The following is a 13,032-nucleotide window of genomic DNA, read 5'->3' as shown; positions in this document are numbered from 1 at the left end:
CTAGAGCTTGTAGGGAATCTCGTCGTCGTCATCGTCGACATGCCGTTCATCGGCATTATGATGATGATCAGCAGCCAACGTCGGCGCCGGCGGGATCTGAAAGTCCAGCTCCACACCAAGCGTGGTCAGCGCCAGCAGCACGTTGCCGATCTCGGCGCTGGGCTTGCCGTTCTCGATCCACGACACCCACGTCTGCGTGGTGTTGATCATCTTGGCCAAGGCAGCCTGGGACAGGCCGCGCCGGGTGCGGGCCTCCTTGATCAGGATACCAATGTCGCGAGCTGTTCTGATCTTCATGGCCTATACGATTTCTGCATGAGCTAGCCCGATATAGGACCGTATATGACGGGTGTCAATATACGTTTGTATATCAATTTACCGCTATATAGGTTCCCATATCGGCAGTCCCCATATACGAGCCGATATAAACTTATTGCGCCATGCAAACATTTTCGGCATGTGCGATCAAACCTTTCGACACGGTACCAAGACCGCGCGCTGGTCGAGAACTGGAACGACCTTGTTTGGGCCGTTAGCGGTCCGTCCGGTTTCGGGGTTTGAGTATCACCAAGCTGCCGTTGGGCTCTCCAGCCCCCTGCGCCGCCGCAAGGACTAGCCTACAGTCTGAACCAAATGATTGAGATCCTCGGCCAGGGCCAAGGCCTCGCGACCATAGGTGCCAATTCCTGGCTCACGCGCGGTCGGAACTGATGCACCAAACATGGATTTTATCTCGGTGAACATTCGGCTGTGAGCAGGGGTATGAACCACTACGGCAGTGTGAGCCACCAGCGCCACTACCGGCGCTGCCTTATGTTTAGCGGCGAAGATTGGCTCTAAAGCTACCGCCTCGTTTTCGTAGAATGGTTGCAAGATTTGCCCAATCTGGGCGTTCACGGCCCACTGAGCAACCGTTGAATTTGGGAAAGCTCCCGTGGATCGGAGGAGAGGATGATCAAGAACATTCTTCATGTTCACGACCACCATAGCTTTGTCGCAACTGGCTCGCTCGATCTGTTGGCAGGCCTTCTCAATATTTGCGCGACGATTCTTTGCGGCAGTTGTCGGCTTAGCAACGTCAGCGAGTGTCTTGATCGCAAATGCCCATCGAGTCCCGTCTGTCGCAGTGGCAATGACATCAGGGTTCTGCCCACCAGATGATTCGAATGGATCGTCGAGTTCCACTTCCATGCCGGCCAATATGCAAAGGCAGCCCCAGTAGAGCTCAATTACCTTGTCGGCAGAACCATGCTCGCGAGGGACATCGTTTTTCCGGTCCCAACGCGCGTTGGCCGCATTCTGTCCTGTGTAGTAGACCGATGCGAGGAGCCTGAGGTGCGCTTGAATGGAGGGCCGCGCCTGCGGGATGTTGTCCCACACCATTACAACCTTGGCAGCCAAGTCGTGGATACCTGCTCCAGCGACATACATTTCAGAGATGCGGATCGTTCGGATCGCCGGGAGTTGCCAAGTTCTCAATAACCTCCCATAGGGAGGTAACTCCGGCCTCAACGCCCTCTAACGGAGCTGCGCTGAATCCTAGTTCGCGAAAGATCTCTAACAAGCGTTCAGCTTTGTCAGCGGCATCTCTAACCTTTACGTAGGTCATCTCATTCCTCTTATCTGTCGCCGAGGTTGTGCGCCTGAAGCAAGTCGTTGGTAACTGCCCATCGGCGCGACAGATTCCTCCCCGCCCCGCCCTGCGAGCCGAACCAGCCCTACTGGAATATTCTCTCAGTCACTACCTCTGTTTTGCCATCTCGATCCGGGTGCCGCGCTCCGGGATAGTCGCAAGGTCGGCATTAGGTTCGGCCCGCGAGCTACTGGGGCACGAGCTTCGAAAATGTCATGGTCACCGCAGACCGTTCGCCGACTGCCAAAACCGGAACCTAACTGAAGGATGAGGGTGAAAGGCCCGGCGCGCATGTCCCCTCTGGGACTGCAGACACTCCCCAAGCGGCGCGAAAGGTACGACGATTACTTGGGCTCGAAACGTTGCCAACGATCCCGACTCCGTCGCGCATCTGTTGCCAGCCGTTCACGTGGCAAGGTGGATTCGTAGAAGCAACACTGTCTGTTCGACCGGAAGGCACGTTATCTGTTGGTAAGGCTTACGCGCTACTCAATTGTGCTTGCGATTGCTTGACTGACCATGAAATGGGCACTCATTTGGACGCATGGCTTACGACTTCTCTAGTTTGTCCCACAATGAGTTTGAGGATCTGGCCCGCGATCTTATAGGTCGCGAGATCGACAAGCGTTTCGAGGCCTTTGCGGAGGGGCCGGACGACGCGATGGACGGACGCCACGCCCTCGCCGACGGCGATATTGTGCTGCAGGCGAAGCATTATTACCGATCGGGCTTTTCAGCGCTTAAATCGAAGATGAAGAACGAGCGCGCGGCCATCTACGGGCTGGCACCCACGCGTTACATCCTCGTCACGTCCGCCTCGCTCACGCCGAAAAACAAGACGGTCTTGGCTGAGATCATCGGGCCTGCGCTGCAAAGCCCTGGCGACATATTCGGGCCTGGCGACCTCAATGCGCTGCTGCGCAAATATTCGGATGTCGAGAAAGCTCATCAGAAGCTTTGGGCGCAAAGCACGCCTGTTCTGAAATTGGTGATCAAGGAAGCGTTCGACGAAGCGCTAGCAAAGCCGGGACCTGTCCCTCCGGTCCTCGCGAATCTGCTGCCGACAGTGCAAGGGCCCGCACTATGCGCGGCTGCCGAGCCAGCGAAGCGCGACACGATATTTCTGCTCAAGTCCTCGCCGATCGACGACGAATTTGTGCTGTGGCTGGCTCCAAAGCTTGAGGCAGAAGGCTATCGGTTTTTCGCCGACATCCTGACGCTGCAGCCGGGCGACAAATGGCGGCGGCAGGTGAATCAGGCACTGCAGTATCGAGCGGTGAAAGTCCTCCTCGTGTGGCGTGACGCGACGCTCGCCGACCAGCACTTGCAGGACGATCTCGACATCGCGCTGGAAGTGGCGAAGGAAATCGACGATCCACGCTTCATCATCCCGTTGCGTCTCGAACAGGGGAAAAAGGTAAAAGGCCTCGGCGACGCGATGCCCGTCGATTTCGTCCGTGGGTGGGGAGAAGGCGTCGACGGTCTTCTGGATGCCCTTCAAAGACAGAAGGTTCCGCGATCCGGTGGTCCAGCCGTGATCGATCCGAACTGGGAAATCTTTCGTCGGCGCGGCGCGGTCCCGCTCATCAACCAAGCCGAGCGCCTGACATCGAACTGGCTTCGCGCCGCGGAGGCGCCCGACGTCATCCGCTACTACGAGAGCATTGGAGCGATCGACAGCCGATCGCTTGATCGAGCGGTCGAGCAGTTCAAGTATCCATGCACCCTGCAGAGCGCCGGCTTCATCACCTTCGCGGACCAGACCGAAGTCGACATGGCGTTCGCATCCGCTGGCCGTTTTCGGATGAAGCACGAAGTCCCGTTGCTGGATTTCGTCAACAACGGTTTCCCGAAGCTTGGTATCGAGCGTCAGGTGGCATCCAACGTCGTCATTGCGATGATTAAGCAGGCTTGGTTCGCGTTCTGCAGGGAGAAGGGCTTCGTCGAGTATCACTATTCCAACGCGATTGGTTTCCACGCGTCGGCCGCGCAGGTGCGGACCGGTCAACGCATCCCCTGGGGCAGGCAAGGGGATCAACGATCCTCGATGCTGCGCAATGTGGCGAAGGGACATATCTGGCAGTTTGGCGTCACCGCGATGCCCTATTTCTGGCCGTTCTGGCATCTGAAGCTGAAGGCGCGGGTGTTGTTCTCCGTAGACAACAACACGCCGGCCGGGCTCGATGTTGAAGATGCCAAGAAACTGCATCGATTGCGCCGTAGCGTCTGCAAAGGATGGCGCAACAAGCAATGGCACGGCCGCATGCTTGCGTTTCTCGAGCTCCTGTCCGGCGAAAGTCCAAATATCCGCCTGACGCTCGCGCGGGATGCCGAGCTCGTGATCGATGCAGCGCCGATGCTGTTCACGTCCCCGGTTAGTACAGCACTTCCCGATGTTCTCGATGCCGAGGAAGAGGAGGCCGACATCAGCACCTTGGGTCGTCCGGAGAATGATGACGAGGCCGACGCATGAAGTTTCCCGAGAAATCGCTCCAAGTCGAACACTTCAGTGAGCCGTTGCTGGAGTTCGCCTACGCGCAGCGCAGTCCTCATCCAAAAGACGGCCTGTTTCTCTACGGACCCCATGCCAAGGCGAAGAAGACCCGTGAAATCCGTGTCGGTGTGGTCGGCACAAGCGACGGCATTGCGCATTTTCGCACCTGGGCGCGCCAAATGAAGACCGTCGTTCTGGTTCCACCGCCCGGAAAGGGCGAGAAGGCCGATCGCCTGCACCTGGCGAACTTCCCCGGTCTCGAGGAGGCCTTCGGGATATCTTTCGATCCGGATGAATGTAGTGCGCTATCCATCCAGCTGAAGGATATCGATCGCGCCACGCGCATGTTCAATCTGAACGAAGCCGTCGACAAGGTCGCACGACTCTACATCGATCGGGTCAAGCAGCATCGCCGCAACGACGAGCGATCGGTCGATGTCTGGGTCCTTGTCCTGCCGGATATCGTCTATGAGCGCTGCCGGCCCCAATCTAAGCGGGCGGGTCTTGCTATGGAACTGGGTGATTTCAAGAAGCGGCAGAAGGCAAAAGAAAACCTGCCGCTGTTGTCTGCCATGGGTGCGATCGATCAGTCCGATGAGGCGATCTTTGAGGACGTCCCGGACTTTCATCGCAGGATCAAGGCCGAGTTCCTCAGGATCGCGCCGACCCAGTTGGTTCGTGAGACGACGCTCGCGCCTGGTGCCTTCCTTAACAAGGCCAACTATCCCGTTCGCAAAACTCAAGACGCGGCGACGGTCGCATGGAATCTCGCAACGGGGCTCTACTATAAAACGCAGCCGAAACCGCCATGGCGCCTAGCCGATGTGCGGCCTGGCGTTTGCTACATCGGCATGGTCTACAAGAGTCTGCCAAACGATCCTGACGGGCACGCGTGCTGCGCGGCGCAGATGTTCCTCAATGAGGGTGACGGCGTCATTTTCCGCGGCGCCAATGGACCGTGGAAGACTGGGGACTACGAGTATCATCTCAAGGCGCCAGCGGCGAAGGGCTTGCTTGAACTCGTGCTAAAAACCTACAGCGAAGAGCATGGCGGCCCGCCGAAGGAGCTGTTCATTCACGGTCAAACTTATTTCAACGATGAAGAGTGGGATGCCTTCGTCGCGGCCGCGCCGAAGGAGACAAATGTCGTCGGCGTGAGGATCCGACCCACGGGTGGCGAGACCAAACTGTTTCGCGATGGCGACTACCCGGTGCTCCGTGGCACAGCGCTGGTGCTCGACAATCAGACGGCCTACCTGTGGACAACAGGCTACGTACCGCAGCTCGACACTTACATTGGGCCCGAAACGCCGAATCCGCTGCACATCACGGTGATGCGATCCAAGAATCCCAAACCGAAAATCAGCACCGTCCTCGAAGACATCATGGGGCTGACCAAGATCAACTACAATTCGTGCAACTTCAACGATGGGCTGCCTGTCACGGTTCGTTTTGCCCGTATGGTCGGCGATGTCCTGACAATGGGGTCGGCCAAGGGTCAGGAGCGCCAGCCGTTCAAGTTCTATGTTTGACCCCAATACTGGGGTAGCCTTGTCTTGCGGGCCGCCTCACTTGATGTCTGTTGACTATCGAGGTCGGACCTGCATCACGCGTAGCCTTATCCGCCGGACGGAAAGTGAGCAACTTATCGCCGCCAACGCGATCGAAAGCTTGTTCGCCCATGGGGTTCGGTAACATTATGGACGGCGCAATGCTGAGTACTTCCGCAACAGATTCTGAGATATTTCGACGCGCTACCGGGAAGCAAAAGCCGAAGCTCAGCAGCCCCTCCGCACTTGCATTCAATGTGGGGGAATGGAGGTCCTTGCTCGACGACGATACGCGTTTGACGACCCGGGATATTACCATCGCGACGACTGCCCTCATCGTAGGCACCAACATATCTTTGCTGCGCCAAAAGATCATCGACGGTTTGTTCGACGAGCTCTCGGAAGCGCAAATCGTATCCTTCGCTGTGGCCGATGCGAACAGAGCTTTCTCGATCCTTCGAGAGAAGAATTTCGAGATGATCGAACGCACTGGCGCCGTCGGGGGCGTGTTCCACGGCCCGGGTACCACCCTTCGCAAATTAGACCTAGGCCCAAGCACGGCTCCGACGACTGCCGAGGACATGAACACGACGGTAGTCGACACGATCCCTCATTGGTTCGCTCAAGCTAGAAAGCAGTCGGGAGCGCCTGATCATTCGAACTACAATTTCAACCTAGCAGGCGCCCGGGCACAATGGGGGATGTCTCTCGAGCACGCGTTGACCGACGTGTGGCAGCAGGTGCTCTGGGAGCCTTGGGTACTGTCCTCTGAACAGGCCGATTGGAAGGTCGGCCCACCGGACCAGCGATCGCATTCCTTATGGCGGGCTTGGGCACTTCGCGATCAAGTCAATCTGGTCCAGCGCACGATGCTGTCACGTCATGACGAGGAGGCACTAGGGAAGCCACCGGCCCCACTGGTTCGCCAGACAGCCACAGGGATCGAAACGATGGAGGAGCGGATGCGACCTCTGCTCGGCGATCCCACATTGTGGCAGACCAAGGGGCACCTGAGTGCAATAGAATTGCTCGATCGGTCTTACCTCGGTCCATTTCTGGACCAAGCACTGTCTCCCAACAACCCTGGAATGACGCCGCGGCTGCTGACCTTGGTACTTGGTGTTCTTCAGGACCTTGCGGAATTCGCTCTTCCTGAGCGGGCTGATGTCGAGTACCGCAGTCAAGCCGATATCGATCGGCTCCGCTGTGCATTTGCAGCCGCTGATCTGAAGTCATTCATTAGCCGAGCCCTAGAGATCGACGAAGGACTTGCTTCCGCATGCTTAACGCAATTGACCTCGGATGCTTTCGGTCCACTGAACCCACTGTTCCGTGATGGGTTGTGGCACCGTCCGCTTATCTCGAACCAGGACGGGACGGAACTATACATGCTCCTTGGTTCCTTGCTCTGGGGTGCGCCTGTAAGACGCGTGGAAAGGTGGCTGAAGGGTGCCGAGCAGGACGCCGACCTGTCTGAAACGCCAACCGGAAAGGCGCACGAAATCTCGGTGCGCGAACGAATCCAGTCAGCTTTGCGCTCAAATCCCTTGTTGAGCGAGGTATCCAGCGACGTCACCTTGGTGTCAGTCAAGGAGGGCGAGGATATCGATGCGCTCGTGCGAATCGGGAAAACCATCCTCGTCATGGAGGTGAAATGCTTTCTGGCCCCAGCCGAACCCGTGGAGCGACACAACTATGTCCACAAGCTAGAAAGCGCATGTGAACAGGCACGACGCAAGGCGCAATGGCTCAGCGAAGATCACTCCAGAATCCCTGCCATGCTCCGCCGGACGGCTCTCGAGGCGCCTAGGTTCGTGCCGCTGGTAGTGGTTAATCAGAGCAGTGGCTCATCTTGTCGGTTCGGCAGTACTGTGGTCATCGACGAGCACTTCCTGGTACTCTACCTGTCTGGAGGCTCGTATGTTTCAGCCGCTGCCTTGGACTTCAAGAATCCAGGCCGTACCGGCTTCGCAACTCGAGTTCTTTACCAAACGGCGAAGGAAGGCGAGAATGCCATTCCAGACCTTTTCGAGAGCCACCCCGGTCTTGCGAATTTCGTCGACGCGATGATTTGGGAAACTCGCGAGCTACCCCTGCACGGCGGCAACAAGATCTTGATGTATTCCTCTCTGCTCGATCCCGACCGGTACATCGCAGGTCTGCCGGCAGTTCATACTCTCGAGTAGACCCGACCTGTTTGCATACTGGCAGCTTTCAGGAAATCGATTTGATCGGCCGAATGGCTGAAACGAGGCGCAAAGCGGACGCGAAGGCCGGCGCTTGGAATGTCGATTAGACTAGCTAAGGTAAAACATCGAAACGGCACGGTATGTCAGCAACGCATCAAATAAAGTCCAATCTCATCCGAGATTATGAATCGCTACGCCAGGCACAACAGTCTTGGCGATCTCGCACAGGTGCTGATGATGCGTGAGGTAGATTACCTGACCGGCACTCGCCATCTCTCCAAACAACCGGAAAACCTCCTCTGACCGGAAATGGTCGAAGGTTTCCATGATGTCGTCGGCAATGAAGGGCACGGAGGGCCGAAACTGAGCGAACTCGTAATATCCTGCAAGCCGCAGGGCCAGATAAAGCTGAAAACGCGCGCCCTTCGACAGCGCGTCCGCGACCTTGGACTGCCCGTCCCGCTGCAATGCGATGAGCACTTCTCCCCCTTCACGGGTTGCGTTGTCAGGCCAGAGTACTGGCCGCGCGTCATGAGGGCGAATGCGTCCGACGCGCGCTCCATCATCCCAGAGCGATGACGCTCACGGTAGACGCGCAAAGCATTGCCAGCCGACATTATTCCCAATTTCAGCTCGATATAGCGGACGGCCTTTTCCTCGATTTCCAGAAGGACGGTGCGCGGTTCGGCATCTAAGCGGGCAACAGCACTATCGCCGCCAATAGCGTCCAGCTTGTCGGTCGCGCGCGACTGCCGAATGAGCTGATGCTGTATTGCCTCGTCAGAAGCGCGAAGCCGTTGCTCGGCCTCAGCCTTCTCGATTGCGAGACTGTCGAGATCGACGGCATCCAATATCGAACGCGCCTGCTCGAAGCCTTCCACCGCGAGCTCGGACGAAACCTGTTCCTCAAGCTCGGCCACGGCAGTGCGCAGGCGATCCCTGTCGCGCAGCAGTTCGTCGCGTTGCACGACCTCCGCCAGTGTGGCCACGCCAAAGACGCTCAGGACCTCGTTCTTGCGGCGCTCATGCGCCGAAATCTCGGCATCGAGGATCTCACGCCCATCCTCCAAGCGCTGCAGGTCAATGACGAGGCTTGCCTTGGCCTCGCGCATGCGCTCGGCGCGCTCCAGGCGCTCGGCAAGTCGAATCGCCAGCTGTTCCGGTTCGTCGTCGTCGGCCGCCTCGTCCGCTTCGGCTGCAACGGCGGTAACGTCGACCAGGAAATTGTTCCTGTCGGCCTCCATCTTCTCGATACGGAGTTGCATGGCGCCGCGGTCTTGAAGACATTTGGACAGTTCAGCCAATTGATCGAGGACGCCGCCGACGCCGGGCGCCGAGATGCCGCTCTCGAGCCATGTCCCCTTGAGCGCTTCGGCAACGCCGGTTAGCCATTCCTCCTCTCGCCGCTCAGCGACTTCGATGGCTCGGCGTCTGGCGGCCAAGTCATCTTGCCTTGCGCTAACGGTCTTGAGCGCCTCGGTGCGCTCAGCGTCCACTTTGAATTGCCTTTCAAGGAACAGCTCTGCCACGGCCATGACCGTCTCCAGGCTGTCACCAAGATCTGAACCGACGCCGACACTCGCCAGCGCACCGCTCAGCTCCAGGCGTATTCGCCCTTCCTCATCAACCGAGCGCTCGGTCTTCTTGCGGGAAAGCTCGATCTCCTCCCAGGCCGCGAGCGCATCGATCCGGGCAGCAATGCGATCCTCGATCAGTTCGATCAGCTGGTCGGGGGATGTTTCCTGGCACGGTCCGAGCAGCTCTCTGGCAGCCGTGCGTATTTCCAGGAGCAAAGTCTCCCGATCTGAGCCGTTGCCGGCAAGTTGGTCGCGCGCATGCGCGATGGTGGCCGCGGTTTCTGCGAGGTTGCGGTTTGTCGTGCGAATCTCGACCAGTTCCCGGGCGTTGGCCAAACGGCCTGCGCCGACACTGTCGTCTCGGGCCAGCGTTGCCGCGAAATCATCCGCCGTTTCCCCAGTCAGGTCATTGCGATGCCTTGCCCAGGCCTCGTCGCGGGCACGCCGAATAACGTCGGCCGTATCATCGTCGGTGACATCGACGGAGGCACGAAGGGCTTCCAGCCGCGCCGAAAGCAACTCGTAATTGCCCTGGTGCTCGGCAAGACGATCGGAAAGGACGCCCCTGCCCTTCCCCAGCTCCGCTGCCAGCGCCTTCCATGCGCCAAGCTGCGAAGCACTGGGAATGGCGACCCTGGCCACTGCCTGAGCATCGCCCGACCAGGGGTGCAAACGCGCGATCGCGGCCTGCCATCGGATTGCACCGGCATCCGCGGCCTCGCGTGCCGCCTTGGTCTCTCTCATGTACCCGCTGGCCTTTGCCGTAGACAAAGCCGAAACCAGCCTCGCCCTGGCAGGCTCGGGCACCGCCCGCTCTTCGCCGACCCGCTCGCGTGCCGCCTGGAGCGCATCAGCAGCGGCCGCAGCCTCCTCGCGCGCGACGCGCACGCTGGTAACGATCCCGGATCGCTGGTCGACCATAGTGCGCACCGCGCCAATGGTTGCAGCAGGCAAGAGCAGGTTGGCAGGGTGTGGCTCGGAGGACCTGCCAAGAGCGGCAAGGCAGGTCGCCATGGCATTGTCGAGGATTTGCAGCTCCGTCCTGCGACTTGGCAGGTCGAGGCCGGCCGAGACGTGGCGCACCTTGCGGTCGGCCAGGCCGCGAACCCGTTCGGAGATCGCAAGGATCACCGCGTCCACATCGACCGAGGCGATTTTCGTCGTCACCCGCTCGAGCTCGTCCCCACTCGCGGATAGCCGCGTTCTCAGACTGGCGTCGGTCTCGATCATATCCGCGATGCTGCCCGTCCAGGTCCGAAACGGGGAAGCGATCTCAGGCAACTCGGCTAGTTGGGCTTCCTTACGTCGGATATCAGCAAGGATCGGGATCGCGCGAAGATACTTCGCGATGATATCGAGCCGAGCCGACAGCACCGACCGTTCGGCGATGCTGCGGTTGTATTTTTCTGTCGCGTCCAGACGCTCTGTCTCGAGAGCTTCGAATGTCGACGCCAAGGTGTCCATCGCCTCCTTCCTGGACTTCAGTTCGGCAAACCGCTTCTTGAGCAGCGCAAGCTCGGTTCCGTGTGCCTGCTTGCGATAGAGCCTGTCTGCTTCGGCCTCGAGCACGCTCAGTGTATCGCTTGCGTGCCCGAGGCCGGCGCTGGCCGTGAACAGCAGCTTGCCCAAGTCGCCGCGCGATTCCAGGATTGATTTTCCACCTGCTTCCAGCGTTTCGTCGTCCAACGAGAACATGGTCTCGTATGCATAGCGAGATAGCCCGGCGAGATGTGCTGATATCGCCATTTCGCTGACTGGTTGGCCATTCGCGTTCAACAATGAGTTGGTGCGCTGTTTCGTGCGTGTGAACGTGTGCTCCGCGCCGCCGAGTTCGAGCACCCCGCCGATGCGCATTGCGCTGTATTCATGCAGGAAATTGTAACGGCTGCGTTCCTCGATGCCGAACAGCAGATCGAGATAGCCGGAAAGCGCGGTCGACTTGCCGGCCTCGTTCAGGCCGAAGACGATATGCAGGTCGGGACCGGATTCCGGTTTCGGCCCGAAGTTGATCGCTCTGTCGGTGAACTTGCCATAACGGATGAGATCAAGTCGCCGGAGCCTCATTGTGATCCACCGGCCTTGAGGCGGGCGGTGACCAGGTCGGCGCCGTTGGCAAGCACCCTGTCGAGGAACAACTCCAACTCAGCCTCGTCCTTACCCGCGAAATCGCGCCCGTCCGGCGGAAGATCCGCGATCATCTTTTGGACCAACGCCCTCGCCTCGGCACGGAAAGCTTCCGAGCTGGCATCGGTGCGCATGGATTGAGCCAGTTCGAAAATCGGATCGGCGACGCCCTCGGATGTTTCGGCTGCGGATGGAGCAACGTTAAGCTCGAGCTTCTCCACCCAGGTGTCTCCCGTCTGTTCCGCGACCTGCTCGGCTTCTGCGAGCAGCAGGTCGCGGTCACGGATCAGCGCCCAGGATAGAGGTGACGCCCCGGTCAGGCCGAGACGGACCACAGCATGACGGGACCTGACGGAGGCACGCAAACTTTCGAGCGTGGAGCGGACATGCTCGACGAGTTCAGACCATTCCACCATCCCGGTCAGGTCGATGCTCACCCGTTCGAATTGCGCGATACTGGTCAGCCGTTCTTCGATCTCAATGGTGCGGTCGTCACGTATCGTCACCAGGGTGACGGATTTCTCTCCGGCCTCGTTGATGTCCCTGCCCTGCGGAATTCCTGGCATCACCACGGTGCTTACCCCAGGATGGACTTGGCGGACATGGATGTGCCCGAGCGCCCAGTACTCGAAGCCATGACTGTGCAGGTCGGCGACGTTGCAGGGTGCGTAGACGTTGTGGCCGGGCGATCCGGCCAGGCTCGTATGCATGATGCCGACATTGACCGCACCTTCACGCGGAGCTGGATACTTGGGAAGCAGGCTGTCCGGTGCCTTGGGGCTGGCAAAGCTCAAGCCATGGAACATGACGTCGAGCCCGCCAGCTGTCTGCTGCACTGACTGGGGACGGCCACCGAAGATCGTGACCGTGTCCGGGAACACGAGCTGTCTCGATATCCGCGATAGCGCGTCATGATTGCCACGGATCTTGAAAACCTTGATGCCGGCCTGGTGAAGTCGTGTCATCTGTGTGGCCAGGAAGCGGGCGGTTTTCATCGACGTCTGATCGCCATCATAGAGATCGCCGGCAATGACCAAGGCATCGACACGTTCCGCAAGGCAGAGATCGACGATCGAGACAAACGCCTGGCGACTGGCGTCTCCGACGAGTTCGGCAAGGTCGCCGTTTCGCATCGCCAGCGAACGCAGTGGCGAGTCGAGATGGATGTCGGCGGTGTGAACGAATCGGAATGCCATCGAGAAGTCTCCGCCCACGAACATACCGATGTTCAATCGCGGCAAGGTAGGAGAATTTCACATCACGCTGAGTTGGCTTTCTACCGCGTTGGGGTGTGATTGCTGAAACTCAGCCGAGCTTGGCAAGGGCAAGACATGAGACTTAGGTTCAGGTATCACAAAATGACAGTCGGCATGTACTAGGCGCTCAAGTGTTGGGCACAGGAAATATTATCGTCTGGCTTGTTGGAGATTGACTTTGTACCCGATTACTTATCGGAATGACGGTT

Annotated in this window: 8 protein-coding genes; 3 read left to right on the top strand and 5 right to left on the bottom strand. The window is 58.9% G+C overall.

Annotation, left to right across the window (positions count from 1 at the left end; translation table 11 throughout):
- From ACYHH6_RS11100 to ACYHH6_RS11090, 3 genes are all read right to left on the bottom strand, one after another.
- A complete protein-coding gene (locus ACYHH6_RS11100; RefSeq protein WP_023795665.1) occupies positions 1-297 on the bottom strand; it encodes a helix-turn-helix domain-containing protein in 297 nt (98 codons plus the stop codon).
- A gap of 315 nt (positions 298-612) precedes the next feature.
- Complete coding sequence (locus ACYHH6_RS11095; RefSeq protein WP_352590841.1) at positions 613-1,401, bottom strand: hypothetical protein; 789 nt, start codon at positions 1,399-1,401, stop codon at positions 613-615.
- 31 nt (positions 1,402-1,432) lie between these two features.
- Positions 1,433-1,609, bottom strand: a complete 177-nt coding sequence (locus ACYHH6_RS11090) for a hypothetical protein (RefSeq protein WP_352590838.1) — start codon at positions 1,607-1,609, stop codon at positions 1,433-1,435.
- 568 nt (positions 1,610-2,177) lie between these two features.
- On the opposite strand from ACYHH6_RS11090, the gene ACYHH6_RS11085 reads away from it, so the two are divergent.
- The 3 genes from ACYHH6_RS11085 to ACYHH6_RS11075 all read left to right on the top strand — a co-directional run bounded on the left by ACYHH6_RS11085 (position 2,178) and on the right by ACYHH6_RS11075 (position 7,863).
- A complete protein-coding gene (locus ACYHH6_RS11085; RefSeq protein WP_352590835.1) occupies positions 2,178-4,106 on the top strand; it encodes a toll/interleukin-1 receptor domain-containing protein in 1,929 nt (642 codons plus the stop codon).
- Positions 4,103-5,659 (top strand): argonaute/piwi family protein, encoded by a 1,557-nt coding sequence (locus tag ACYHH6_RS11080; protein ID WP_352590832.1) that lies wholly within the window; start codon positions 4,103-4,105, stop codon positions 5,657-5,659. Before ACYHH6_RS11085 ends, ACYHH6_RS11080 begins: the two co-directional genes overlap by 4 nt.
- A gap of 293 nt (positions 5,660-5,952) precedes the next feature.
- Entirely contained in the window at positions 5,953-7,863 is a 1,911-nt protein-coding gene (locus ACYHH6_RS11075; protein ID WP_352590829.1) for a hypothetical protein, read from the top strand.
- Between the two features lie 254 nt (positions 7,864-8,117).
- Here the strand turns inward: ACYHH6_RS11075 and ACYHH6_RS11070 are convergent, their stop codons facing one another.
- Positions 8,118-11,507, bottom strand: coding sequence for an AAA family ATPase (locus ACYHH6_RS11070; RefSeq protein ID WP_352590826.1), 3,390 nt, complete (start codon positions 11,505-11,507; stop codon positions 8,118-8,120).
- Positions 11,504-12,763, bottom strand: coding sequence for a metallophosphoesterase family protein (locus ACYHH6_RS11065; protein WP_352590823.1), 1,260 nt, complete (start codon positions 12,761-12,763; stop codon positions 11,504-11,506). The genes ACYHH6_RS11070 and ACYHH6_RS11065 overlap by 4 nt, the downstream gene beginning before the upstream one ends.
- Positions 12,764-13,032: the final 269 nt, after the last annotated feature.

The organism is Mesorhizobium sp. P171375 (assembly GCF_057786075.1).
This window is presented reverse-complemented; position numbering and strand designations above follow the sequence as displayed.

Excerpts from the sequence above, each read along its gene's own strand:
- ACYHH6_RS11085 (WP_352590835.1), top strand. The coding sequence starts at position 2,178 with ATGGCTTACGACTTCTCTAGTTTGTCCCACAATGAGTTTGAGGATCTG.
- ACYHH6_RS11080 (WP_352590832.1), top strand. The coding sequence starts at position 4,103 with ATGAAGTTTCCCGAGAAATCGCTCCAAGTCGAACACTTCAGTGAGCCG.
- ACYHH6_RS11090 (WP_352590838.1), bottom strand. The coding sequence starts at position 1,609 with ATGACCTACGTAAAGGTTAGAGATGCCGCTGACAAAGCTGAACGCTTG.
- ACYHH6_RS11070 (WP_352590826.1), bottom strand. The coding sequence starts at position 11,507 with ATGAGGCTCCGGCGACTTGATCTCATCCGTTATGGCAAGTTCACCGAC.
- ACYHH6_RS11100 (WP_023795665.1), bottom strand. The coding sequence starts at position 297 with ATGAAGATCAGAACAGCTCGCGACATTGGTATCCTGATCAAGGAGGCC.
- ACYHH6_RS11065 (WP_352590823.1), bottom strand. The coding sequence starts at position 12,763 with ATGGCATTCCGATTCGTTCACACCGCCGACATCCATCTCGACTCGCCA.